Origin of the sequence: Lampropedia puyangensis, assembly GCF_004833285.1 — a bacterium.
GTDB classification, from domain to species: Bacteria; Pseudomonadota; Gammaproteobacteria; order Burkholderiales; family Burkholderiaceae_C; genus Lampropedia; species Lampropedia puyangensis.
Genome location: NZ_STFG01000008.1, coordinates 59,676 through 83,599, shown reverse-complemented (window position 1 = coordinate 83,599; position 23,924 = coordinate 59,676). Strand labels below are relative to the sequence as shown.

General features: G+C 54.3%; 17 protein-coding genes. 8 read left to right on the top strand and 9 right to left on the bottom strand.

Annotation, left to right across the window (positions count from 1 at the left end):
• Positions 1-384 precede the first annotated feature (384 nt).
• The 4 genes from E9531_RS09095 (at position 385) to E9531_RS09080 (ending at position 4,537) form a co-directional block, all read left to right on the top strand.
• Positions 385-1,449 carry an AI-2E family transporter gene (locus E9531_RS09095; RefSeq protein WP_136573443.1) on the top strand — a complete coding sequence of 355 codons (1,065 nt, stop codon included), beginning with the start codon at positions 385-387 and terminating at the stop codon, positions 1,447-1,449.
• Positions 1,450-1,761: 312 nt separating this feature from the next.
• Entirely contained in the window at positions 1,762-3,018 is a 1,257-nt protein-coding gene (locus E9531_RS09090) for a COX15/CtaA family protein (protein WP_136573442.1), read from the top strand.
• The gene (gene cyoE / locus E9531_RS09085) at positions 3,015-3,929 is read left to right on the top strand and encodes a heme o synthase (protein ID WP_136573441.1); all 915 of its coding nucleotides are present in this window, start codon (positions 3,015-3,017) and stop codon (positions 3,927-3,929) included. Before E9531_RS09090 ends, cyoE begins: the two co-directional genes overlap by 4 nt.
• Complete coding sequence (locus tag E9531_RS09080; RefSeq protein ID WP_136573440.1) at positions 3,860-4,537, top strand: SCO family protein; 678 nt, start codon at positions 3,860-3,862, stop codon at positions 4,535-4,537. The genes cyoE and E9531_RS09080 overlap by 70 nt, the downstream gene beginning before the upstream one ends.
• Positions 4,538-4,600: 63 nt before the next feature.
• Here the strand turns inward: E9531_RS09080 and E9531_RS09075 are convergent, their stop codons facing one another.
• From E9531_RS09075 to E9531_RS09055, 5 genes are all read right to left on the bottom strand, one after another.
• Positions 4,601-5,623 carry a Bug family tripartite tricarboxylate transporter substrate binding protein gene (locus E9531_RS09075; RefSeq protein ID WP_136573439.1) on the bottom strand — a complete coding sequence of 341 codons (1,023 nt, stop codon included), beginning with the start codon at positions 5,621-5,623 and terminating at the stop codon, positions 4,601-4,603.
• Between the two features lie 140 nt (positions 5,624-5,763).
• On the bottom strand, positions 5,764-6,708 hold the full coding sequence (gene rpoH, locus E9531_RS09070; protein ID WP_136573438.1) for an RNA polymerase sigma factor RpoH: 945 nt from the start codon (positions 6,706-6,708) through the stop codon (positions 5,764-5,766).
• A 208-nt stretch (positions 6,709-6,916) separates the two neighbouring features.
• Positions 6,917-7,807, bottom strand: coding sequence for an acetylglutamate kinase (gene argB, locus E9531_RS09065; protein WP_136573437.1), 891 nt, complete (start codon positions 7,805-7,807; stop codon positions 6,917-6,919).
• A gap of 118 nt (positions 7,808-7,925) precedes the next feature.
• A complete protein-coding gene (locus E9531_RS09060; protein ID WP_136573436.1) occupies positions 7,926-9,074 on the bottom strand; it encodes a glycosyltransferase family 4 protein in 1,149 nt (382 codons plus the stop codon).
• 18 nt (positions 9,075-9,092) lie between these two features.
• Positions 9,093-9,935 carry a glycosyltransferase family protein gene (locus E9531_RS09055; protein ID WP_136573435.1) on the bottom strand — a complete coding sequence of 281 codons (843 nt, stop codon included), beginning with the start codon at positions 9,933-9,935 and terminating at the stop codon, positions 9,093-9,095.
• Positions 9,936-10,030: 95 nt separating this feature from the next.
• Here E9531_RS09055 and E9531_RS09050 point away from each other — a divergent pair, with 95 nt between their 5' ends.
• A complete protein-coding gene (locus E9531_RS09050; protein WP_136573434.1) occupies positions 10,031-13,987 on the top strand; it encodes a methyltransferase domain-containing protein in 3,957 nt (1,318 codons plus the stop codon).
• 136 nt (positions 13,988-14,123) lie between these two features.
• Here the strand turns inward: E9531_RS09050 and trpD are convergent, their stop codons facing one another.
• Both trpD and E9531_RS09040 read right to left on the bottom strand, forming a co-directional pair.
• The gene (gene trpD, locus E9531_RS09045; RefSeq protein WP_136573433.1) at positions 14,124-15,164 is read right to left on the bottom strand and encodes an anthranilate phosphoribosyltransferase; all 1,041 of its coding nucleotides are present in this window, start codon (positions 15,162-15,164) and stop codon (positions 14,124-14,126) included.
• Positions 15,165-15,351: 187 nt separating this feature from the next.
• The gene (locus E9531_RS09040; RefSeq protein ID WP_136573432.1) at positions 15,352-16,776 is read right to left on the bottom strand and encodes a YncE family protein; all 1,425 of its coding nucleotides are present in this window, start codon (positions 16,774-16,776) and stop codon (positions 15,352-15,354) included.
• 465 nt (positions 16,777-17,241) lie between these two features.
• On the opposite strand from E9531_RS09040, the gene E9531_RS09035 reads away from it, so the two are divergent.
• Positions 17,242-19,014, top strand: a complete 1,773-nt coding sequence (locus tag E9531_RS09035) for a SulP family inorganic anion transporter (RefSeq protein WP_136573431.1) — start codon at positions 17,242-17,244, stop codon at positions 19,012-19,014.
• Positions 19,015-19,035: 21 nt separating this feature from the next.
• Here E9531_RS09035 and E9531_RS09030 read toward each other — a convergent pair whose 3' ends face one another.
• A complete protein-coding gene (locus tag E9531_RS09030) occupies positions 19,036-19,482 on the bottom strand; it encodes a DUF2721 domain-containing protein (RefSeq protein WP_244610055.1) in 447 nt (148 codons plus the stop codon).
• 72 nt (positions 19,483-19,554) lie between these two features.
• Between E9531_RS09030 and E9531_RS09025 the strand changes: the two genes are divergently transcribed.
• Entirely contained in the window at positions 19,555-21,153 is a 1,599-nt protein-coding gene (locus tag E9531_RS09025; RefSeq protein WP_136573430.1) for a M48 family metalloprotease, read from the top strand.
• 254 nt (positions 21,154-21,407) lie between these two features.
• Here the strand turns inward: E9531_RS09025 and E9531_RS09020 are convergent, their stop codons facing one another.
• A complete protein-coding gene (locus E9531_RS09020) occupies positions 21,408-22,814 on the bottom strand; it encodes an FAD-binding oxidoreductase (RefSeq protein WP_136573496.1) in 1,407 nt (468 codons plus the stop codon).
• 399 nt (positions 22,815-23,213) lie between these two features.
• Here E9531_RS09020 and E9531_RS09015 point away from each other — a divergent pair, with 399 nt between their 5' ends.
• A complete protein-coding gene (locus E9531_RS09015) occupies positions 23,214-23,822 on the top strand; it encodes a thiol:disulfide interchange protein DsbA/DsbL (RefSeq protein WP_136573495.1) in 609 nt (202 codons plus the stop codon).
• Positions 23,823-23,924 lie beyond the last annotated feature (102 nt).

Sequence of the window (23,924 nt, the reverse complement as noted above, 5' to 3'; positions counted from 1 at the left end):
GCAAAACCTCCGCACTTCTTCAAAGTGCATTAGTTGGTTTAATAGTAACCTCCCGCGACACGGCTGGACCGATTGGCGGATGCGACAGTGGCGTTGGAAGGCGCCTGAAAGCCAGTCATTGTGCCACCAGCGGATTTGTTTTGTGTGGCGTTTTTTTGAATTTGTAGCTAAGGGCAAGGGTATTTGCGTGCGTTTCACGCAAATCACAACAGCCGGGCGGGGCTGTTGCAATGAAAAACAAGTCAGCGGTAGTGCCTCATATACAGTTCGTGTTGGCTTCGGTGTCAATGCAGGGAGCGCGAGTGCGGCTTGAGGTGCAGCCTTATTCTCCGTGGGGCATATGTCGTTGGGTGACCGTCGGGTTCAATGATTCAATGAGGGTGTATGGATAAGAATTCTTTACAAAGTCGCACGTTTTTGGCCATTCTCGTGGGGGTAACGATCGCGTTTTTTGTGGTCCTGCGGCCGTTTTATGGGGCGATTTTCTGGGCCGCCATCTTGGCTGTTTTGTTTTGGCCTGTGCACCAGCGCCTGTTGGCTCGAATGCCTGCACGACGCAGTTTGGCATCCGTTTTGACCGTGGTGATTTGTGTGCTTGTGGTGATTATTCCGTTGTCACTCATTGCTACCTCACTGATTCAGGAGTTGCTGCAGTTTTATGCGCGGATGAGCCATGAAGACAATTCTTTGCGTGACTACTACCAGCAAATCATTGGGGTGATTCCTGAGCGCGTGTGGAGTTTGCTTGATCGTGTTGGCTTTGGCTCTTTTGCTGAAATGCAACCGAAATTGCTGGAAGCTGCGAATCAAGCACTCAAATTTTTGTCTACGCAGGCAGTGTCATTTGGGCAGAACACATTGCAGTTTGGTCTGGCCTTTGTTTTGATGCTGTATTTGCTGTTTTTCTTCTTTCGTGATGGGGCTTCACTGATTGCGATGTTGCGCCATGCCATCCCCTTGGATAAGCGTTACTCCGGGCAATTGGCGAGCAAGTTCAGCGCGGTGGTGAAGGCCACTGTCAAAGGCAATATTGCGGTTGCTGCAGTGCAGGGCGCACTGGGCGGGCTGATGTTTTGGGCAATGGGCATCCAGGGGCCGGTGTTGTGGGGTGTGGTCATGGCCATTCTCTCGTTGCTGCCTGCTGTGGGAGCCAGTTTGGTTTGGGGGCCTGTTGCAATCTATTTGCTCAGCACCGGCGATATGGTCAAGGGCGTGGCGATGATTGTGATTGGGGTGGGCGTGATAGGCTTGGTAGACAATATCTTGCGCCCGATTTTGGTGGGTAAGGAAACCAAAATGCCCGATTATCTGGTGTTGCTGTCGACGCTAGGGGGGATTTCTCTGTTTGGTCTGACAGGATTCATTGCAGGCCCTGTGATTGCAGCACTGTTCATGGCTGTGTGGGCCATTTTTGTGACCAAGAAGGACGAGGGCAGCTTGGACCGATAAAGTTTTTGCAAGGGGGCATCACTCTGCAATGCATCAACGATGCTTTTGCATGGCCTTTGACATAGGTTTTGCGCTTTCTGTGAGGTGTGCTGGCACTTCGGTAATCGTTGACCAAATCCGGCCTCAAGGGTGAAATCAGGCAAAATGCGCGGTTGTTTTGATTTTTTGTCCATGGCGTAGGGGTGTCTGCGGGGTGTTGGGGGCGGCTGATAGTGTGTTTTACCTCTCTATTTCTAGCCCCGGGAAATCCTCGTGGTGGTGATCGCCAACGGATCATGAGACAGAAGTTGGCCAAGAGGCACAGGATGCGAGATGGAAACTGAAGTGGCGCTGTATGACTGGAGTCCGGTGCTGCATATGCTGCTTGTGGGCGGCCTGATTGCTGTAGTGCCTTTTGTGTGGGTGTGGCAGCGCAACCGTGAGCGAGGGCCAGGCGGGCTCATCCACGCTTTGGTTTTAATGACCTTGGTTTTGACCTTTGATTTGGTGATGTTTGGTGCCTTCACGCGCTTGACTGATTCGGGCTTAGGCTGCCCTGATTGGCCAGGTTGCTACGGCAAAGCCAGTCCTTTGGGAGCGCATCAAGAAATCAGTGCGGCCCAAGCTGCGATGCCTTCTGGTCCAGTGACGCACCAAAAAGCCTGGATTGAAATGGTTCATCGCTATTTGGCAACGTCGGTTGGCGCCCTGATTGTGGTAATCATGGTGCTGAGTTGGTTGCGCTGGAGGCGCACAAGAGCGACAAGCCATGCGCAAGCAGGCGCACGCGCAGGGCCTGAACTGGCGTTGCACCCGATTTGGTCCATAGTGACATTGGTATGGGTTTGTTTGCAGGGCGCATTTGGGGCGTGGACGGTCACGATGAGGCTTTTTCCTGCCATTGTGACCATGCATTTGCTTGGTGGCATGGTCTTGCTCATCTTGTTGTGCATGCAAAAAGAGCGATGGCGTCAGATTACCAGCCATACGCCTGCACGTGCGGTTTCGCGCGGGCTTAAGGTGCTGGTTGGCTTAGTGTTCGTGGTGCTCTTGTGCCAAATCGCTTTAGGCGGCTGGGTCAGTACCAATTACGCGGTTTTAGCTTGTTCGACATTTCCTGATTGCAACGGCGTTTGGTGGCCAGAAATGCAATTGCGCCAAGGATTCACGATTTGGCGTGAATTAGGATTACAGGCCGATGGCAGCTTATTGGAGTTCCCTGCTCTTGTCGGTATCCATTACGTTCATCGATTGTTTGCGATGGCGGTGCTGCTGCTGGGGGGGGGACTCGTTGTTCGCCTTTGGCAGGATGGGGTTCGCCTGCGTCAATTGGCCAAATGGTTGGGCATGTTGTTGGTGCTCCAGTTGTTGACGGGACTTTCGAATATCGTGCTCGATTGGCCATTGGTTGCGGCTGTTATGCACACTGGTGGGGCTGCCGCATTGGTTATTGTGATGACATTGATCTGGACTACGACACGTGTGCGTGAGCCGGTTGTGGTCACCCCTTTGTTTACTGAGTCGAATTTGTCTCAACAAATCGACACTTACCGAATTCGTGAGCACAAGCGAGGAGATATCGTGTCATGACACAAGCCGTCATGCCTGTGGCCAAGCGGTCAAAATGGTCTCAATTTTGGGTGCTGTCCAAGCCCCGTGTGGTGCAAATGATTGTATTTTGCGCCTTGATTGGCATGGTGCTGGCTGTGCCTGCGGTGCCCAGTCTGGCGCAATTGCAATTGATGGTGGTAGCCTGTGCAGGGATTTGGTTGGTGGCTTCGGCTGCGGCTGCTTTTAATTGCCTTGTTGAAAAAGCCATTGATGCACGCATGCACCGCACATCGTGGCGCCCCACGGCAAGGGGCGAATTGTCGGATTGGCAGGCCTTGTTGTTTTCAGGGGCTTTGTGCTCGGCAGGCTGTTGGTTGTTGTGGTGGTTTGTGAATCCGCTGACCATGTGGCTGACGTTTGCCACGTTTGTCGGGTATGCCGTAATTTACACCGTCATTCTCAAACCCTTGACGCCGCAGAATATCGTCATCGGTGGGGCCTCAGGGGCAATGCCGCCTGTTCTGGGGTGGGCGGCGATGCGTGGTGATTTGGCACCAGATGCATGGTTGCTGTTTTTGATTATTTTCTTGTGGACTCCTCCCCATTTCTGGGCCCTCGCACTCTATCGCGTAGAGGATTACCGTAAATCTGGTTTACCGATGTTGCCAGTTACACACGGTCAGCCGTTTACCGCGCTACAGGTGTTTTTGTATACCTTGGTATTGTTTGCCACGTGTTTGCTACCAGTGGTTTATGGCATGAGCAGCTGGTTTTACTTGGTGGTGGCAGTGGCGCTAAGTGGTGTTTTTTGCCTGTATGGATGGGCTTTATGGCGTAACTACTCTGACGCATTGGCCCGGCGCACGTTTCGCTGGTCGTTATGGCACTTGGCTGGAGTGTTCGGGGCTTTGCTGGTGGACCATTTTCTGGTGATTGGTGGGGTGCTGTAGTGCGTCTTCAGCTTCCTTTGTTGAGGTTTTGCTTTGTTGTTTTGCTGGCGGCAGGTTTATGGGGATGCCAACAAGACGATGCCCCGCGACCAGCCGCTTTTCATGGCATTGATGTCACTGGTGCCAGTTATGCCAAGGATTGGTCTATGCCTGATGCGAATGGACAGATTCGTTCTTTGGCTGACTTTGCTGGTAACGCGGTGTATGTGTTTTTTGGCTTTGCCCAATGCCCTGATGTATGCCCGACCACTATGCTGGAGATGGCTGAAGTCAAACGCCAGCTCGATAGCGATGCAGGGCGTTTTCAGGTGGTATTTGTGACCGTCGACCCTGAGCGCGATACACCAGATGTTATGCGCGCATACCTCTCCAGTTTCGATGAGCAAGCGGTCGCCTTGATTGGCAGTGCTGAGCAATTGGCACAAATGGCCAAAGACTTCAAGGTGATTTACCAGAAAGTACCGTCTGACCGTGGCGGTTATACGATGAACCACACGGCAGCAGGCTTTTTGTATGACCCTCAGGGTCGCTTGCGTTTGTATATGCGCTATGGAACGCCAGTCAGCGATGTGCTGGCCGATGTTCAGCAGCTGCTGGCAGGTCAGTGATGCGTTGCAGGCCGCATAGGCGTTTAATTTGCTGGGCGGTATTTGCGAATGCCTACAGACCCATTAGCTGTCCAGACGAATGTTTTGCTCCTGAATGATCGCTCCTAGTGCTTGTGCATCGGCTGCAATACGCTGGCGTAAGGCCTCAGCGCTGGTACCAGCTACTACCCAACCTTGGTCCAGCAATTTTTTCTGCGTGTCTGGTTCAGCCAGCACTTTGGTGATGGCGTGGCGCAATTGTTCTTGGATGGACTGCGGCATGTTCGCGGGGGCGGCTACAGCGTTCCATACTTCGAGGTCAAGGCCCTGCATACCCAATTCTTGCAGTGGTTTTAGGTCGCCAGTTAATGTATTGCGTTTGGCCGAGGTAATGCCAATCAGGGCCAGCTTGCCAGCCTTTTGCTGTGGCAAGGCCATTGCCAAGGGGAGTAGCGACATTTGAATCTCACCGCCAATGAGTGCCTGCATGGCTTGTGGGTTGCCTTGATAGGGCACGTGGATCGCTTGCAGCTGTGCGCGACTCTTGATCAACTCCATCCCTAAATGGGCAACAGTGCCCAAGCCTGGCGAGCCATAGTTCCAGGCGGAGCCTGCGTTTTGGGCTTTTGCCAGAAATTCTGCAGGTGATAAACCTTGGGCCAGTTCTGCATTGGCAGCCAATACATAGGGCGCAGAGCCGATCAGCGCAATCGGGGCAAAGTCCTTCAATGGATCAAAGTTGAGCTTGGGGTTGAGCAATTTGGCAATGGTGAGGTTGCCGTTGATCATCACGCTAATGGTGTGGTTGTCTGTTGCACGGGCCAAGGCAGAAGCTGCAATATTGCCACTGGCGCCTGCGCGGTTGTCAACTACAAATGCTTGGTTGTTCAGGGTTTGACTGAGCCGTTCCGCCAAGACGCGAGCGGTCAAGTCTGGTGACGATCCACCCGGAAAACCCACCAAAACATGCACGGGGCGTTGTGGCCACGCGGCGGCCCCTTCTTGTGCGATCGCAAACTGTGGAGTACCGACGGCCCATGCGGCCAGGCCGAGTGAACTTGCTTGCAAGAAATGTCTGCGGTTAGTGGTGGCGTGTGAAATGGACATACAAATTAAAAGAGAGGCTAAACAGCAATGCCCGTGAAGGTAAAAAGGCTACACGCATTGTGCAGCCTTTTGAAAGAAGAGGGCAAGTTGCTGTGGTGACTACTACAGCGCTGTATAGACCAGCCCGTGGTTCGGTGTGATTACGCGGCGGTTTCGGCTGACATGGCTTTTTTCATCTTCTTCATGGCTGCCACTTCAATTTGGCGAATGCGCTCAGCACTCACACCATACTCGTCGGCTAGCTCATGCAGTGTCATGCCACCTGTGCCGTCGTCATTCACGTTCAGCCAGCGTTCTTGCACAATGCGGCGACTGCGATCATCTAGCGTCTCCAAGGCCATTTGAATGCCATCGGTGGCAAGGTAATTGCGTTCACGTGTCTCCAGCACTTGGGAAGGCTCGTGTGCGCTGTCGCTCAAGTAAGCGATGGGGGCGATGTAGCTGCTATCCTCGTCGTTGGGAGTGGGATCAAGCATCACATCCCCGCCAGAGAGCCGTGTTTCCATCTCAATGACATCTTCGCGTTTGACATTGAGTTGTTGTGCGACCTGGTCGATTTCCTGCTCACTCAATGTGGCGCGGTAAATCTCGCCATCGGTCATGGCGTGGTTGCTTTTGATTTCTTGCTTGAGTGAGCGCAAATTAAAGAACAGCTTGCGCTGTGCTTTTGTGGTGGCCACTTTGACCATACGCCAATTTTTCAGGATGTACTCATGGATCTCGGCTTTGATCCAGTGCAGTGCATAGCTGACCAGACGCACGCCTTGCTCCGGATCAAAGCGCTTGACGGCTTTCATCAGGCCTACGTTGCCTTCTTGAATCAAATCACCCTGTGGCAGGCCATAACCCATGTATTGGCGTGATACGGCCACGACAACACGCAGGTGTGACATAACCAATCGACCAGCGGCATCCACGTCATTGTGTTCACGCAATTGTTTGGCGTAGCGCTGCTCTTCTTCAGGGGTGAGCATGGGCATCCGGTTGACGGCCGAGATGTACGCATCCAAATTGCCCAGCGCAGGAATGGTTGCCCACTTGGTTGAAGTGGCTGCCAGTGCGGTTGTAGCGGTTGCATTAGTCATCGTCGTATTCCTTTCATACCGTCCCCTTTGAAATACAGGGTTTTCACTCAGGGGAGCGCTATATTAGCACTCTATTGGATTGAGTGCTAAGGCAGAAGTTCCGTGTCCGGCTGCGGTGTAGGTGCTTGTCCAAATGCCATTTCACTGAGCAGGCACCAAGTAACCCAGACAGCCTAATACTGGCTAGAGTGACGGTGTAACGATTAGTTCAATGGGAACGGATCATGGTGCCGTACGGCGTATCGGTCAGGATTTCCAGCAGCATGGCGTGGGGCACGCGACCATCCACGATGTGCACAGAGTTCACACCGCTCTTGGCGGCGTCGAGTGCGCCCGAAATCTTGGGAAGCATGCCGCCAGAGATGGTGCCGTCGGCAAACAAAGCGTCAATTTCGCGGGCCGAGAGGTTGGTGAGCAATTGGCCTTGCTTGTCCAGCACACCCGGTGTATTGGTCAGCAACATCAGTTTTTCTGCCTTAAGGACGGAGGCAAGCTTGCTGGCAACAACGTCGGCATTGATGTTGTAGCTCTCGTTCTGGTCGCCATAGCCAATAGGGCTGATCACGGGGATGAAGGCATCGTCCTGCAGCGCCTTGACTACGCTCGGATCAATGCTCAGGATATCGCCAACTTGGCCGATGTCATGCATGATGCTGGGGTCTTTGTGGTCGGCCATCTTGAGTTTTTGGGCACGAATGAATGCGCCATCACGGCCAGTTAAACCAACGGCTTTGCCGCCAGCTTGGTTGATCAGGCCCACAATGTCTTGCTGCACTTCGCCAGCCAGCACCCATTCCACCACCTCCATGGTTTCGGAATCGGTGACACGCATACCTTGGATGAAATGGCCTGTTTTTCCCAGACGTTTAAGGGCTGATTCAATTTGAGGACCACCACCATGCACCACCACTGGATTGATACCGACCAGTTTCAGCATGACCACATCTTCGGCAAAAGCCGCTTGCAGGGCTGGCTCGGTCATGGCGTTGCCACCGTATTTGATGACCATGGTTTTGCCATGAAACTTGCGGATGTAGGGCAAGGCCTGCGAGAGGATGTTGGCCTTGTCTGCGGGGGCAATTTTGAGAGGTTCAGTCATGGTGCTCAGCCGTTCAATGGGTTGCAGAAATGATGCGTACGCATTGTGCATGAATTGGCCGCACTTCAAAGCCTGTTAACAATCACTTGGCTTTGCATGGTGGTGCGTTATTGCAGCCTTATTGCTCGTTTCGGTTTGAGGGATGCTCTTCATCGCCTTGCAATGGATTCCAGCGTAAAAAGACAGGTACTTTGAAGCGAATGATGCTCAGGTAGGCGAAGGTGTAGAGCATGGAAAAACCCAGGCAAAACAGTATCAAAACCCAAGTGGTGTGCCAAAACAAAACCGCAGGCAACACAGTCAGCAGTGTGTAGCCCCATAAATAGGGCGATGTGCGGTTGTTGCGCTTGAGCATGTCACGTGCCTCATCATCGTCAAACACGCGCTGCACGATGCGGCGATAGATCAGTTGGTGGATATGCAGAGCATCGGCCACGCCCGGTGAGCCGCCGCGGGCCCACTTACGGTACATGGAAAACAAGGTTTCCCAGACGGGATAGATCAAAAGCAGGATAGGAAACCAGGGAGACACCGAGGGGTGGCGTTGCACCAAAAGCACTGAGCCAATGGCCAATACGCTACCCCATAAATAGGCGCCGCAGTCTCCTGCAAAAATCCTTCCTAATGGGTAATTCCACAGTAGAAATCCTCCGCTAGCCGCGGCAGTGATCAAGAAAATCACAGCCATCGAACGGTCATTGACTTGAATGCTGACATGCGTCAGCGCCAGCGCCACAATGATGGCCACCATGCAGGCCAGCCCGTTGTATCCGTCAATGATGTTGAAGGCATGAGGCAGTCCAGCAATGGCAAACAGCGCAATGGCTATGCCCAGCCAAGGCCAAAGCCATGGTAATTGGTCGATCCAGGGGATGCCGATTCGTGGCACTTGGATGCCAAGCCAGAAAACCGCCAACGCAGCACTGGCAAAGGTGAGCAGGAAACGCCACCGGACAGTGAGTTTTTGGGTTAAGTCATCCAGGAGCCCGCCGAGAACGGCAGGAACCATGCAAACGCCCCAAATGATGACCCACCAACCCAGTTGTAGACGGGCCAGATCGTCGTGGTAGGCACTCCATAAACCAGCGCAGATGGCGGCGCCCATGCCTGCGGCCATGGCGACCCCGCCAATGCGAGGAATATCACCTTTATGCTGGCGCTGCGGCATATCTTTAGGGTAACGCCTGGCATGGCGGCGCGCCATGCGTCTGAGTAGGCCACAGACCAGGAATGAAACGAAAAAGGCAATTACACAAGGCCACAGCATGGAGCGTCCAGTTCGTTTTTATTCAATAGCCGAGCGTATGACTGGGCTGGGATTGCGTAGCGCCCAGCGGAAGCTGGGCAGGTGCCACAGCCGCCACAGACTTTGCAGATGCCAGGCCAGGTGCTTATATTGGCGGTGGCTGGCGCGTTGTGCGCTGTGTGCCATGCGGGTCTGGGCGCGCACCAGAGCACCTATATCGCGCCGAGCACGCAGGCTCAAGTCGACATCTTCGCAGTACATGTGGAACTGCTCATCAAACCCCCTTAGGCGCAGCCAGTCATTGGCACGCAGCATCATGCATGCGCCGCTGACCCAGTCTACCCGTTGTTCTGTGCGCTTGAAGAGGCGGCGCAGTAACAGTTTGCGAAAGCTCGGCAGCTCGCGCTCATTGTCTTGCCTGGTACCATCAGCATCGACCAATAGCGGATAGGCAAGTGCTGTCGCAGGAGTGTTCAACGCTTGCGTTAATGCGGCCATGGGGTGGGCATCAAGTAGGCTGATGTCTGGATTGAGGATACAAACATGGCTTGCCGGGGATGTGACTGGGTGCGATAGGGCTGTTTGCAGCGCTGCGTTGTGGTTGCAGCCAAACCCTTTGGGCGTTGTGTTTTGGATGATCTGCAGCACAAATGAAGCGCTGGCTACATGTTGTAACTGCGCCATGAGTTCAGGCTCCTCAATATTCAATGTCACAATCACGCGTCGCAAGCACGGCTCCGCAAGGGCTTGCAATTGTTGAATCAAATCCAGAATCAAGCGGCCATGCCCATGGCTGACAATGGATGCCACGACATGAGGCTCTTTGCCAGAGGTGGCGCAAGCGGACATGGCTGCTGCATCGGCAGGGGTAGAACTAAGCATGCGGATGTGGGGTAGATGGACAAATCACCTGAGGCTGGCGCCAAACACAAACCAAGGTTTGGGCCATGGCATCGGCCACTGATTGAATCAAGACAATGACACTTTCAAAAGACGAACTACACGTTTATTTGCGCAACATTGATGAGGGCGAACGCACGTCGCTGTCGACGTTGGTTGGCATGATCTCACATGGGGCGCATGTGCTGGATGTAGGCTGCGGTAGTGGTGCATTGGGGCAGTATCTTAGTGCCCAAAAGCAATGCACCGTTGATGGCGTGACATTTAATGAGGCTGAAGCGGCCTTGGCACGCGCGCATTATCGCCAGGTTGAGGTGGCGAATTTAGAGCAAACCCCTCTGACGCAGCTGTTTGGGCAACATCGTTACGACTTTGTGGTGTGTGCCGATGTGCTTGAGCATTTGCGCGAACCTCAAAAACTCCTGCAGGATATGCCTGCTTTGCTGACGCAGCAGGGGCGCTTGCTGATCTCTATTCCCAACAGTACCTACGCAGGCTTGGTGGCGGAATTGATGGGGGGCGAGTTTCTCTACCGGCAAGAGGGCTTGCTGGATGCCACTCATGTGCGCCACTTCACGCGAAAATCGCTGCTGCGGTTATTGCAAGACAGTGGCTGGCAAGTAGAGGGCTTTGAGACGATTGAGCGCCATTTGCAGGAGTCGGAGTTCAAACAACCCTTTGACCTGTTACCTCCTGCCGTGGCGCGCCACCTGCTGGCAGGCGAGGATGCTCTGACCTACCAGTTCATCGTGTGTGCCAAGGCCCCGGCTGTCGGGGCTGAGTCTGCAGCAGACAATAGCCGTTTTGTTACGCAACGCGATGGCTGCGCAGCCCAGGCGCAGGCCATGTTTTCCAGCCAGTTGTACTGGGACGATGGCACAGGCTTTTCTGAAGAACACAAGCAAGTGCAGCCAGGCGCTATTGGAGTGGCCAGGCAAACCTTGCATTTCACGCTGCCTGCGCAGCTCAAACAGCTGCAGGCACTCAAGTTTGACCCGGCTGATCGCCCTGGTATCTTGTACCTCTACCGTTTGACGGTGCAAAGCACTGCAGGCGTGGTGTGGCAGTGGCGTGTGGAAGACGATGGTGCAGGGGCATTGCTACAGCAAGCACCTACGCATGAAATGGCTTGGGGCGGCCCCTTGTTGGGTGGCGCGCCTATGGCCCCAGCTGTGCTCACGGGGAGTGACCCGTGGCTCAAACTCCCGATTGATGCGCAGGTGCTGCAACAAGCGGCGCAGCAAAGCCCGCTGCATGTAGAAGTTGAGCTGGGTTGGCCCATGTCGGCTGACTACATCAGTTTGGTTCAGTTGGTTGGACCACTGCAGGCAGAGCAACAGTTCTTGCGTGCGCAAAGTGTGGCTCAAGTGCAGCGTATTGCTGAGGTTAGCCAGGACCATGAGAAATTGGCGCTCGAGCATGCGCAATTGCATCGTTTGCATGCTGAGTTGCATCAGGAAAGTCGAGCTCAGGTTGATGCTTTGCAGTTGGAAAACCGCTATCTCTTTACTGAGCGCGATCGCTCTCAGGTGGAAATTGCCGACCTGCACCAGCAATTGCGTGGCATGGCCGACCATTTAAGCAATATGCGCAACTCGCGCGTTTTTCGCTACACCCGCCCTTTGGTGCAATTGCGTGATGTGCTCAAAGGTCGTGCCAAGCTGGGTTCTTTACTGGGTGGGGCAGTGACTCCTGCGCAGGCTACTCCCATTGTCTCAACCCATGCGGATGTTCAAGCTGCGGTGCAGACATCGTCTGGCATGACCGCAGTCGTGCCAGATCCAGTGAGCGAAATCGTCGATATCATCGTGCCAGTCTATAAAGGCTTGGCCGATACCCAGTTGTGTGTGGAGTCGGTGTTGGCCAGTGAGGTGGGCGTTGCGTACCGCCTGATTGTGATCAACGATTGCAGCCCAGAGCCTGAGGTCACCCAATGGCTGCGTGACAAGGCTGCCCATGAACCGCGCATCACCTTGCTGGAAAATGAAGTGAATCTGGGGTTTGTGGGCACCGTCAACCGCGGTATGCGCTATTCAGATGCCAATGACGTATTGCTGCTCAATAGCGATACTGAGGTTGCCAATGACTGGTTGGGCAGGTTGCGCAAAGCCGCTTACCGCAGCGCTAACGCCGGCACCGTTACCCCGTTTTCCAGCAATGCCACCATTTGCAGCTACCCCGTGTTCTGCAAGGACAACCCCTTGCCTGAAGGCTACAGTACGGCGCAACTGGACGCATTGTTTGCGCAAACCAATCCGGGGCAAAGTGTGGACGTACCCACGGGTGTGGGTTTTTGCATGTACATCCGCCGTGATTGTTTACAGGATGTGGGCTTCTTTGATGAAGCGAACTTTGGCAAGGGGTATGGCGAGGAAAACGATTTTTGCCAGCGTGCCATTGTGAAGGGCTGGCGCAACCTGCATGCGTTGGACACGTATGTGCTGCATACAGGCGGAGTCAGTTTTGGTGAAAGCAAAAGTCCGCGCGAACAAGCTGCGATGGAAACTTTGCGCAGGCTGCACCCAACTTATGAAAGCCAGGTGCATGCCTTTTTGCAGCGCGATCCTGCTCAGCAAGCGCGCTTGGCTGCTGACTGGCAACGCTGGACGGCGCGAGGTGCGTTGCCTGTGATTCTGGCCATCCACCATCAACGCGGTGGCGGAACTGAGCGGCATGTGCTGGAATTAGCCCAAACATTGAACGGTCAGGCAGTTTTCCTGTCCTTGCGGCCAACTTCTGGCCAGCATGTGTTGTTGCAAGTGGTAGAGCACGACGCTTCGACGGACACGTGTATGTTGTCTAAAACTTGGTCGGTAGTATTCGATACCGTCCATGAAAGAGACAAACTGCTGGCGCTGCTCAAAGCAATGGGGGTTTCGCATGTGCATTACCATCATTTGCTTGGCCACGGCAAGCTGGCGTGGGAGTTGCCCCAGTTGTTGGGTGTGGGGTATGACTTCACCACGCATGATTTCTACAGTTTCTGTACGAACATTACGATGACTGGCCGCAAAGGCCACTATGACGTCGATGCCCAAGGGGAATGCTGTGGCGGCGTGCACCCAACCCCCATCCCTCCAGTCGATGAATCAATCCAGGCGTGGCGTATTCGCAACCGTTTGTTGCTTGAGGGCGCGCGCTTTGTTTTATCCCCTGGACTGGATGCTGCAGACAGAATCCATCGCTTTGCACCTCAAGCGAACTTGCGCTTTGCACCCCATACCGATATCGACTTGATGGCGTTGCCACAGCCGCAACCGCGTCAACTGCAACCCCATCAGCCTTTGCGCATTGCTGTCATCGGCGCCATCAGCGTGATCAAAGGAGCTGATGTTTTGGAAGAAGCGGCGTTGTTGGCCAAAAAGCAAGGCTTGCCATTGGAATTCCATTTGATTGGATTTGCGTACAGGCATTTGCAGACAGCCCCTGCCAGTGCACTCAAAGTGCATGGGCAGTACGACGACAAGGATTTGCCTGCCTTGCTGCAGCGCATTGCGCCCGATTTGGTTTGGTTGCCTGCGCAGTGGCCTGAGACTTACAGCTACACGCTGAGCTCAGCATTGCAGGCAGGCCTGCCGGTCGTTGTACCGGATTTAGGCGCCTTTGCCGAGCGAGTGGCGAATCGACTATGGAGTTGGGTGTTGCCATGGGATTTGACTGCGCAGCAATGGGTTGACCAGTTCATGCAGATGCGCCAAACGCATTTTGAACAGGGTTCTTCGCCTGTTGAACCGCCTCTTCCTGCGCATTTGGTTGCACATGCGCAAACATGGGGCCATTGGAGTTATGCGAATGAGTACCTCCCTAAAGCCACTGCGCGTGACGCACATGGGGTGGCACAGGGCGCACAGGCAGTGGCTCAGTGTGTGGCCAGTGCTGAGCACCGTAGCGTTTCGCAACAGGTAGCAGATGGCGTGCGTGGTCAAGTCTTACAGCAGTTGGTGCGTTTGCGCTCGTTACCGTTGCTGCGGCCAGTGGCTCGTGCCATTCCTCCACAAGTGCAAGCGCGTGTCAAAAGCTGGTTGCAGCGCTAACTGGACTTGAATTGTGCTTGGGGTGCTGAGGTGGGCCGATGTGGCCCCCTCTTTTTGAACCAATGCATAAAAGAGTACAAGGCAAGCAGCCCGAGGCTGGCCGCTTAGGCAGACCAGTCAAGCCTTTGGAACGTGTTTATACAGCGGTAGCAGCCAACTCGTGTGTGACGGCAGCAAACTCTTGCAGCTTGTCTTTGGCCGCACCTGTGTCAATGGCTTGGCGTGCCAGTTCAATGCCGTGACCGATGTCGCTGGCAATGTCTGCAGCATACAAAGCGGCTGCCGTATTGAGCAGCACGATGTCGCGTGCCGGGCCTGTAGCCCCTTCCAGTACGCCGCGCAGCATCTGTTGTGACTGCTCTGGTGACTCTGCGCGGATGGCTCTGGTGCTGGCCATGGCGAGGCCAAAGTCTTCCGGGTGGATTTCGTATTCACGTACTTTGCCGTCTTTGAGCTCACCCACCAACGTGGCGGCCCCCAGGCTGATTTCATCGAGTCCATCTTTTCCAAACACGACCAAGGCATGTTGTGCGCCTAGGCGCTCCAATGCACGAATCTGGATGCCGACCAAGTCGGCATGAAAGACCCCCATCAGAATGTTTGGCGCCCCAGCTGGGTTGGTCAAGGGGCCAAGGATGTTGAAAATGCTCCGCACGCCCATTTCCTTGCGGATGGCAGCGACATTTTTCATGGCTGGATGGTGGTTGGGGGCGAACATGAAGCCGATGCCGGTGCGCTCAATGGAGGTGGCAATGGCGTCTGGTTGCAGGTTTATGTTGACGCCCAGCGCCTCCATCACATCAGCGCTGCCGCTTTTGCTGGAGACGCTGCGCCCGCCATGTTTGCTGATTTTTGCACCTGCTGCTGCTGCCACAAAGACGGAGCAGGTTGAGATATTGAACGTATGCGCCCCATCACCACCAGTGCCCACAATATCAACCATGTGGTCGGTGTTTTTCGGGGTGACTTTGCGCGATAGTTCGCGCATGACAGAAGCGGCCGCAGTGATTTCGCCGATGGTTTCCTTTTTCACACGCAAGCCGGTGATGATGGCTGCTGTCATGAGCGGGGAGATTTCCCCTTGCATGATCAATCGCATCAAATGCAGCATTTCGTCATGAAAAATTTCTCGGTGTTCAATCGTGCGCTGCAGGGCTTCTTGAGGGGTAATCGGCATAACAGTAGTTGGTGAAAGGCGTGCTGGTACGACGCCATGGGCAAACGGAAACGGTAAATATACACCCCACAGCATGTGCACAAAGGACTTGCGGCACAAGAAGAAAAGGGCCAATCCCAATGGGGTTGGCCCTTCTTTCACAGCATGGCACAGTCCTGTTCAATCAGGTCTGGGCATGTTGGAGCAATTATTTTTTCAACTGAATGCGTGTGACGCTATTGCTTTCTGCGTGCTCGCCTTGGCCTTTGTTGACCACGTAGACCACGCCGTTGGCGCCAACGCTGATGTGGTTTGGCATTGGGCCTGCATTCAGGTTCGCAACGATGTCGCCGTTGCTGTTCAATACAGTGACGGTGCTGGAGCCACGGTTGGCCACATAGGCGAGTTTGCTGACAGGGTCAAAAGCCACGTTCAAGCTGCCTGCGCCGACCAGAACATTTTTGAGTGTTTTGCCGGTTGCTGCATCCACAATCGCAACGTTGTCAGAGCCTTGCGAAGACAGGAACACGCGGTTGGTGCTGGCGTCGTAGGCAATGCCGGAGCTCGAGTTCACGCCTGCGACGGCGAAGACGTTTTCAACAGCATTGTTTTGGGTGTTGACAATGGCAATCTCACCAGTGCCGCTGACTACGAACAATTTGCTCGAAGCGGCATCGAGTGCCAAGCTCATAGAGCCAAATGGGCGGGCATTGGGGCCGCGCACGGTGCTTTGTGGCTCGATGGTGCCTACTTTTTCCAATGTGCGGGTGTCAAACACTTCGATGTTTGGCGTGAAGGACGTGGACACGTAGGCCTTGCCTTGTTTCGAGTCTACGGCGACATCACGGCCATGGCCAACTTCACCAGGAGCGAACTGTTTGATCAGACTCAGATCGGATTGTTTGTACACCGCAATGGTGTTTTGACGTGTGTTGGTCACCCAGATCGTACCGTTTTGCTCGTCCAAGCCAATCCCATAGACCGCAAATACTCCGCCCGGTTGCTCCTTGCCATCTTGGCCTTTGCGTGCGGGCGCTTCGGCCGGGCTCACAGCTTGCAGAACTTGCAGTGTGTCCGGGTTGACCTTGACGATCTGCGACTCTTTCACTGGTGGGCGGCCTACTGCTGCAGCGGCAAATACCACATTGTTTTTGGCGCTGTAAGCCGATTGGTACAGACCAGTCACGAGTTTTTTGCTCTCGATAGAGAACTTGTCTTCACCGCTCAAAGGTATTTGAGGGGAGATTTTCAAGGGGTAGACTGATGCTGCGTTAGGATTAGTCGCGCTCACCACCACAGAGTGGCGGCCTGGTTGTGCGCCTGCAGGAATGGCTGTTTCTGTAGCGAACTTGCCCTCTGCGTCGGCCACAACGGCGTCTTTCAGAATAGGAGTGCCTTCATAGAAGAACTGCACTTGTTGACCGGGCTTGAAGTTCGCGCCAGCCAATTTGACCGTATTGCCTGCGTAAACGACAGGGGCGTCCACCACGCGAACTTGGCCGTTGAAAGAGTCGTCAGCTTGAGAGAATTGAGGCCCACTACCGGTGGATGCGCAAGCAGCCAACATGGCTGCAGCTGCAAAGCTAACGGCCAAACGGCCGAGTGATGGAGTGATGAACCGATTTTGCTTCATGAGTAATTCCCAAGCGACAGGTTGAAATAATGAGAAGAAATGGACCACTTTCACCGCATTAGTACGACCCGATAGAGCAGGTGCGATGTGGATGCGGGTAAGCGCCCAAAGAAATCCTTGAAATAATATCAAAAATAATTCTCATTAAACTTTTGTGGGGTGCTTGATCAAAACAAGTTGTGTAATTTGTTTGTAAAGTTGCGGCGATGGGGCTATTTTGTGCCATTGAGTAAGCCTTTGGCGTTTGGGGTGTCCGCAATGATTTCGCCATGCGTCTTAGGAAACTGCGGGATTGCGTTGACAATTCAGCGTGCGGATGACTTCTGATGTTTGGTTGGCTCTGTCGCAAGAGTTCTTTCGCGCCAGGTGGTCCAATTAGGGTTCTGACGCTTCGTCCCAGAGGCGACTATTGCCCCACGTACATGGTTATTTTGATGATTTTTCGCTGCTGATCGTGAGCAAAGCATGTCTACCTTTTTGAGTCTGATGCACCGATTGCCTTTTTGGGCATGGCTGCGTCCTTCACCGACCCAGTTGCGACAAGATGTTTTCGCGGGCTTGACTGTTGGCTTGATGTTGGTGCCCCAAGCCATTGCGTATGCCAGTTTGGCCGGAATGCCCTTGGAGACTGGACTGTATGCCGCCATTTTGCCGTTGTTGTTGGTTACCCTTTTGGCTTCCTCTCCTCGGCTTGGGGTAGGGCCAACAGCCTTGAGTTCGTTGATGATCGCTGCCGCGCTCGCTCCGATGGCAGCGGCAGGCAGTGCGCAATGGGTGACATTGGCGGTATGGCTGGCGTTGTTGGCTGGTCTGATTCAAATTGCCTTGGGTGCAGCGCGCTTGGATTGGCTGCTCAATGTGGTCACCGTACCGGTGCTGAGCGGATTTACCCAAGCTGCAGCGATCTTGATCATGGCTTCGCAAGTACCTGCGTTAACGGGCGTTTCATGGGATGCATGGCTGACCGTAGCATCCGTGCAGGACATTTGGAACTTGCTGAGCTCCATGGACCATCGTGCGCTGCTGTTTGGTACTGTAGGGATCGCAGCTTTTATTTACACACGCCGTTTTGGCGCCACTATTCCATGGGCCGCTTTGATTTTGGCTGCTGCTGCTGTTGTCAGCGCATTGACGGGCTATGCAGCCAGCGGTAGCGCTGTGATTGGGGAGTTGCAGGTGCAGTTACATGGCTTGAGTATTCCTGTGTGGCCTGGCTTGCAGGTCTTGGGCCAGTTGGTGGTGCCCGCTGTTGTGATTGCGTTGATGAGCTTTGTGGAGGTGGCGACATCGGCCAAGACGGAGCATGCCTTAGCCGGCACCCAGTGGAGACCTGCGCAGGACTTGATTGCGCAAGGGGTTGGCAAAGTCGTTTCTGGCTTGTCTGGCAGCTTTTCGACCAGTGCTTCTTTGTCGCGTTCTGCTGTTATGCACTATGCAGGGGCCGCTACAGGATGGGCCAACCTTTTTGCCGCAGCGTTGGTATTGGCAGCTGCATTGTGGCTCACCCCTTTGCTCAAGCATGTGCCGCTGTCGTTGCTGGCGGCGTTGGTAGTGGTGTCCGTGATGGGCCTGATCAAGCCCCGCGCGTTCCAGAAGTTTTGGGCTTTCTCTCGTGTGGAAGCGGGGATTGCGTTGCTCACCATGGCGGTGACTTTGGTTTCTGCGCCACGTATTTATTGGGGTGTTTTAGCGGGTCTTTTGGCCAATTTGGCCTATTTCATGCACCAGCGTTTACACCCGCGCATCATTGAAGTGGGCGAGTTTCCTGAAGATGGTCGCTTGCGTGACCGCTTTTTGTGGCACTTGCCGCCTTTAGCTGAAAACGTTCTGGCGTTGCGCCTGGATGCTGGGTTGGACTTTGCTACGGCCACTGCATTGGAGCGGCGGGTCGTCGCCAGTTGGGATGCCTTTCCGCACATGCACAGCATTTGTCTGGTGGCTTCCTCCATCAATAATATTGATGCAACAGGCTTGGAGACGCTCTACCAATTACGCACGATGGTGGCCAAGCGCAAAGGAAAACTGTATTTGAGCGGTATGAAACTGCCACTGGAAAAACGTTTAACAACCGCGGGCTTGCTGGCCGATAAGCAGTATGTGCATGTCTTTAAAACAGAGGCGCAGACCGTGCAGCAGTTGCGGTTATTGCAGCATCCAGATAGCGCAGCTCCCCAGGGGCTTATTGCCTACACTGCCAAGCACGATGCAGTGCTAAATAAAACGTCGCAGCAACAATAGGTGCGGCTCAATTGGATTGGATCAGGACGAATGTTGACCGTTTTCGATATCTTCCACCACAACAGTCAATGCGTTGGTGGAGATAATGACTTCAATCAACGACAGCAGCAAAGACAGCATCAGTGAAAGGATGCTGATCCCGAAGAGCCATTTGCCTAGCGATTGCGCCTCCAGAAACAACGCGAACATGGATACAGCGCAGAGTAAAAAGCTCAGCACACCGAAGCCCTGCATATACTGGATCAAGCTGATGCGCCTGCGCAGACCAGGCACCTGGCGGTGCACCAGTGGCGTATCGTGCTGAGGGGATGCGTGCAATTGCCTGATGACTTGTGCCAAAACCAGAAAACGGTTGGTATAGGCCAAGAGCAGCAACGAGATGGCAGGAAACAACAGGGCAGGGGTAGTGATGTCCATGGCATTCATGGGAAAGTTGGTGAGGCGCTGCGCCAGTATAAAAGCACTCATGTTTAAGCCGAGCGTGTACTCGGCGTTTTTGGCCAGTGAACCAAAATACAGACAAGGAACTCCTAATCGTTTATGAAAACATTGCCATTGCTTTCTTCTTTGTGTTCGTTTGCCCGCTTGGGCTCTTCGGCGTTTTCGGTGACGGCGCTGTCTCTTGCCTTGGCATTTGGTGCTGGTCTGGTCGCCAAACCTGCCGTAGCGCAGCAATTGCCATCACTGGGAGAGGTCGACGGCTTTACCGTTGGTGACGAGCGCCGCATCGGTGACCAAATTGCCCGTCAGCTTTACCGTGACCCAGATTACATCGATGACCCAGTCCTACAAGAGTATGTAGAGGGTATTTGGCATTCGCTGATGACGGCGGCCCAGAAAAATGGGGCGCTAGGCGATTCGCTAGAGGAGCAGTTTGCGTGGCAAGTGTTTTTGGGCAAAGACCGCACCATTAACGCGTTTGCCTTGCCCGGCGGGTATTTCGGCTTGCATTTGGGGCTGATCAATGCCGTGGACTCTAAAGATGAGCTGGCGTCTGTCATGGCTCATGAGTTGTCACACGTGACCCAGCGGCATATTTCACGGGTGGTTGCCCAGAACGCACGCCAAACACCATTGGTGATTGCCAGCATGATTTTGGGCGCTATCGCGGCAAGTCAAAGCCCGGAAGGGGCGCAGGCGGTAGTGGCCGGTGGGCAGGCGTTGGCCATTCAAAACAGTTTGGATTTTTCTCGAGCGATGGAGCAAGAGGCCGATCGCATAGGTTTTGGCTTGATGGTGCCTGCTGGCTTTGATCCCAATGGTTTTGTGGGCATGTTCAACAAGCTCAACCAAGCCAGTAGCCTCAACGACCGAGGCGCTTTTCCCTATTTACGCACTCACCCGCTATCCACTCAGCGCTTGTCTGATATGCAGGCCAGATTAGGTCAGGAAGGACGTAATGTGCCGGTGCGTATGACCTTGGAACATTCCATAATCGTCGCTCGTTCGCGTGTGCTGTCGTTAGGCAAGGTGGATTTTTTGCGTACAGCAATGCAAGCGGGTTCTGAAGTGCTAGCCAATCGTACCAATGCTACGCCGGCTGAGCAGGCCGGCCGCTTGTATGCCGCAGCCATGGCGGCAGGGCAGTTGCGTGAGGCGGATCAGGCGCGGCAGTTTGCCAATGCGTTACTGCCTTTGACGCAAGGTGATGCCAGTGCACACCGCTTAGCCTTGTTATTGAATCTGGAGTTGGCACTGGCATCCCGAGATGCACAATGGGGTGCTCAAGCCATGGCCCAGCTGGGCGACCATGCACGTTTGCGGCCAGAGTTGTTCTTACGCACCCAGTATGCTGTCGACATGCCAAGCAGCGCTGATACTGCCTTGGTTGAGGGCCTCACTAGCCAATGGCAGAGCTGGCTGACAGATCACCCGCGCGATGCTGGCGCCTGGCAGCAGTTGGCCAGATTGTGGACGGCGAAAAATCAACCATTGCGCGCGATTCGTGCTGAAGCTGAAGCGCAGGTGGCCAGGCTCGATTACGAGGCTGCAATAGACCGTTTCAAGGCTGGGCAGAACATGGTGCGCCAAATGGGCGGCAAGGCAGACCATGTCGACGCGTCCATTTTGCAAAGCCGTTTGGGTGCTGTGATGCAATTGCAGCGCGAGCGCGATGCGGCACTGAAAGCCTTGAAATAACTTACAGTCAGCCGCTGTTTAAGCATGGTGAAGGCTGCCGTAATGCTTCTTGACAGGTTCTGAAGGGTTCAGAGCAAGTGGGTTGAGCTATTTGCCTTTAGCTAGCGATTGATTGCACGAACCAGTGCCAGTTTGATGCGGGCGAATGGGAAGTAGAGCGCAGGCTAGAGTTGTATTAGTAAAGGGGGGATAGCTGTGGCCAACGCTGATAGAACTACGCTATCGTGGCTTTGGCCGACAGCCATGCGGATGTGTCAGGCTTGCGCGTTGAAGATTTTTCCTGGATTGAGGATGTTTTTCGGATCCAGGGCTTGTTTGATGCTGCGCATCACTGCCACAGCACCTGCCCCAGTTTCTTGCACCAAGTAATCCATTTTGTGAATGCCAATGCCGTGCTCACCAGTGCAAGTTCCGCCCATTTCAATGGCTCTGGCCACCAATGCTTGGCTCAAGGCTTCGCCGCGTGCGCGCTCTGCTTCGTCATCAGGGTCAATCAGGTAACCGAAGTGGAAATTGCCATCACCCACGTGGCCCACCAAGAAATAGGTGATGCCAGAGGCCTGCGCCTCTGCTACAGAAGCCAGCAAACAATCGGCCAATCGGCTGATCGGCACGCAGGTGTCCGTTGTGATCACGCGGCAGCCTGGGCGTGATTGCACGCCTGCAAAGTAAGCGTTATGGCGGGCAGTCCACAAGCGCGTGCGTTCTTCTGGCGTGTGGGCCCATTCAAAGGCCTGACCAGCGTACTCGGCCGCGATTTCCTGCACGGTTTCAGCTTGTTCTTTGACCGATGCTGGCGAGCCGTGAAACTCCATCAGCAGCATCGGCTCTTCTCGCAAAGACAGTTTGCTGTATTGATTGACCAAGCCCACTGTTGGCCCATCGAGCAATTCGACCCGCGCAATAGGCACACCCAACTGGATGGTGGCAATCACGGTGCGCACCGCTTCTTCAATGCTGGGGAATGAGCAAATAGCGGCAGATACCGCCTCAGGCAGCGGGTACAGCTTGAGCGTGATTTGGGTAAAGATGCCCAGTGTGCCTTCACTGCCGACAAACAGGCGAGTGAGGTCGTAGCCTGCAGCAGATTTTTTGGCGCGTGTGCCAGTATGGATGGTCTCGCCGTTGGCCAGAACCACTTCCAGAGCCAATACATTTTCGCGCAAGGTGCCATAGCGCACAGCGTTAGTGCCTGAGGCTCGCGTGGCTGTCATTCCTCCAACGCTGGCATCGGCTCCTGGGTCTATCGGGAAGAACAGGCCTTGGTGTTTGAGCGCTTCGTTGAGCTGTTTGCGGGTAATGCCGGGCTCCACGGTCACGGTCAAGTCATCGGCATCGATGGAGATGATTTTATTCATGCGGCTGACATCAATGGTGATGCCGCCTTGAATGGCCAGCAGGTGCCCTTCCAGCGATGAACCTGCGCCATAAGCAATGACAGGGGTGTTGTGGTCATGGGCCAAGCGAACAGCGTCCGCGACATCTTTGGCGTTTTCGGCAAAAACGACGGCATCGGGAGGCGGCGCCTGAAGCGAGCCTTCGTCGCGGCCGTGCTGTTCCCGAATGGCTTGGGCGGTAGAGACTTGGGCGCCAAAGCGCAGGTTGAGTGCGTCTAACAACGAAGCGCTGGCAGCGCGTTGAGGAGCGGTTGTGGTGTTCATCGCGAATGGGTCGAGAAGCGCAGTCTGGCCTGTGGCAAGCGGCGTGCCATACAGGTTGCTGCGGGGATAAAACAAAACGATTGTCAATGGTACTCCACTCGTTGCATCTTCATAGTGGGATGTTGCCGCAAACGCGCCAGAGTGTTGAGCCAGGCGAAACAATGCGCTTTGACAAACAATGGGACAATAACGTGCACAACACAAGCGAGCGCATCTGCGCAAATAGTTGTTTGAAAGTGTGAACTTCTGGCGTAATGTGGGCTCTCAAAGCCCGTTACCGTTGAGGTCTTGAATTGTTGCTGCCGTGAGGCTGCGTTTCCCCAAACATAGGAGTGCTCTGTGTCTCTCAATCGCCGTCATTTTTCTCTCTCTGCCGTTGCCTTGGGCGCTGCAGGCACTATGGGTGTTGCTCCGGTGTGGGCGCAATCTACTGCTCCAGTTGAAGGTGAGCAATACGTCACGTTGGCCAAGCCCGTTGATCTGGGTACTCCTGCAGGCAAAGTGGAGGTGTTGGAGTTCTTCTGGTATTCCTGCCCACACTGCAATGCGTTTGAGCCGATGTTTGACAAATGGAAGCGTGCCCAACCTGCCGACGTGATCGTTCGCCGTGTGCCTGTGGCATTCCAGCAAAATGGCAATTTTGTGCCGCAGCAAAAGCTGTACTACGCGCTGGAAAGCATGAACTTGCTGGACAAGCTGCATACCGCGGTTTTCAATGCTGTTCACAACGAGCGTAAGCGCTTGACTTCTGATGACGCGGTGTTTGACTGGATCAAAACACAAGGTGTGGATGTAGAAGAGTTCAAGAAGACCTACAACTCGTTCTCTGTGGCCAGTTCAGTGCGTCGTGCTTCTCAGCTGCAAGATGACTACCGAGTGGAAGGGGTTCCTTCTTTGGGCGTGGCTGGCAAGTATTACACCGATGGTCCTAAAGCGCGCAATTTGGCCAATGCCTTGCAAGTGGTTGAGTACTTGATCGAGCAAGAGCGCAAGGCTGCAGGCAAATAAGTCGCCGCAGAGTGTGCTGTGCGCAATCCTTTGATTTGCGCATAGCTTCACAAGCCATGCATATGAAATAAAAAAAGAGGCAGGTATTCACCGCCTCTTTTT

What these genes read in the sequence shown, in the direction of transcription:
- E9531_RS09030 (WP_244610055.1), bottom strand. Translation starts at nt 19,482, where the DNA reads ATGAGTGCTTTTATACTGGCGCAGCGCCTCACCAACTTTCCCATGAAT.
- E9531_RS09050 (WP_136573434.1), top strand. Translation starts at nt 10,031, where the DNA reads ATGACACTTTCAAAAGACGAACTACACGTTTATTTGCGCAACATTGAT.
- E9531_RS09075 (WP_136573439.1), bottom strand. Translation starts at nt 5,623, where the DNA reads ATGTCCATTTCACACGCCACCACTAACCGCAGACATTTCTTGCAAGCA.
- rpoH (WP_136573438.1), bottom strand. Translation starts at nt 6,708, where the DNA reads ATGACTAATGCAACCGCTACAACCGCACTGGCAGCCACTTCAACCAAG.
- E9531_RS09040 (WP_136573432.1), bottom strand. Translation starts at nt 16,776, where the DNA reads ATGAAGCAAAATCGGTTCATCACTCCATCACTCGGCCGTTTGGCCGTT.
- E9531_RS09080 (WP_136573440.1), top strand. Translation starts at nt 3,860, where the DNA reads ATGGCACTTGGCTGGAGTGTTCGGGGCTTTGCTGGTGGACCATTTTCT.
- E9531_RS09060 (WP_136573436.1), bottom strand. Translation starts at nt 9,074, where the DNA reads ATGCTGTGGCCTTGTGTAATTGCCTTTTTCGTTTCATTCCTGGTCTGT.
- E9531_RS09090 (WP_136573442.1), top strand. Translation starts at nt 1,762, where the DNA reads ATGGAAACTGAAGTGGCGCTGTATGACTGGAGTCCGGTGCTGCATATG.
- trpD (WP_136573433.1), bottom strand. Translation starts at nt 15,164, where the DNA reads ATGCCGATTACCCCTCAAGAAGCCCTGCAGCGCACGATTGAACACCGA.
- E9531_RS09020 (WP_136573496.1), bottom strand. Translation starts at nt 22,814, where the DNA reads ATGAACACCACAACCGCTCCTCAACGCGCTGCCAGCGCTTCGTTGTTA.
- E9531_RS09025 (WP_136573430.1), top strand. Translation starts at nt 19,555, where the DNA reads ATGAAAACATTGCCATTGCTTTCTTCTTTGTGTTCGTTTGCCCGCTTG.
- cyoE (WP_136573441.1), top strand. Translation starts at nt 3,015, where the DNA reads ATGACACAAGCCGTCATGCCTGTGGCCAAGCGGTCAAAATGGTCTCAA.
- argB (WP_136573437.1), bottom strand. Translation starts at nt 7,807, where the DNA reads ATGACTGAACCTCTCAAAATTGCCCCCGCAGACAAGGCCAACATCCTC.
- E9531_RS09015 (WP_136573495.1), top strand. Translation starts at nt 23,214, where the DNA reads ATGGGTGTTGCTCCGGTGTGGGCGCAATCTACTGCTCCAGTTGAAGGT.
- E9531_RS09095 (WP_136573443.1), top strand. Translation starts at nt 385, where the DNA reads ATGGATAAGAATTCTTTACAAAGTCGCACGTTTTTGGCCATTCTCGTG.
- E9531_RS09035 (WP_136573431.1), top strand. Translation starts at nt 17,242, where the DNA reads ATGTCTACCTTTTTGAGTCTGATGCACCGATTGCCTTTTTGGGCATGG.
- E9531_RS09055 (WP_136573435.1), bottom strand. Translation starts at nt 9,935, where the DNA reads ATGCTTAGTTCTACCCCTGCCGATGCAGCAGCCATGTCCGCTTGCGCC.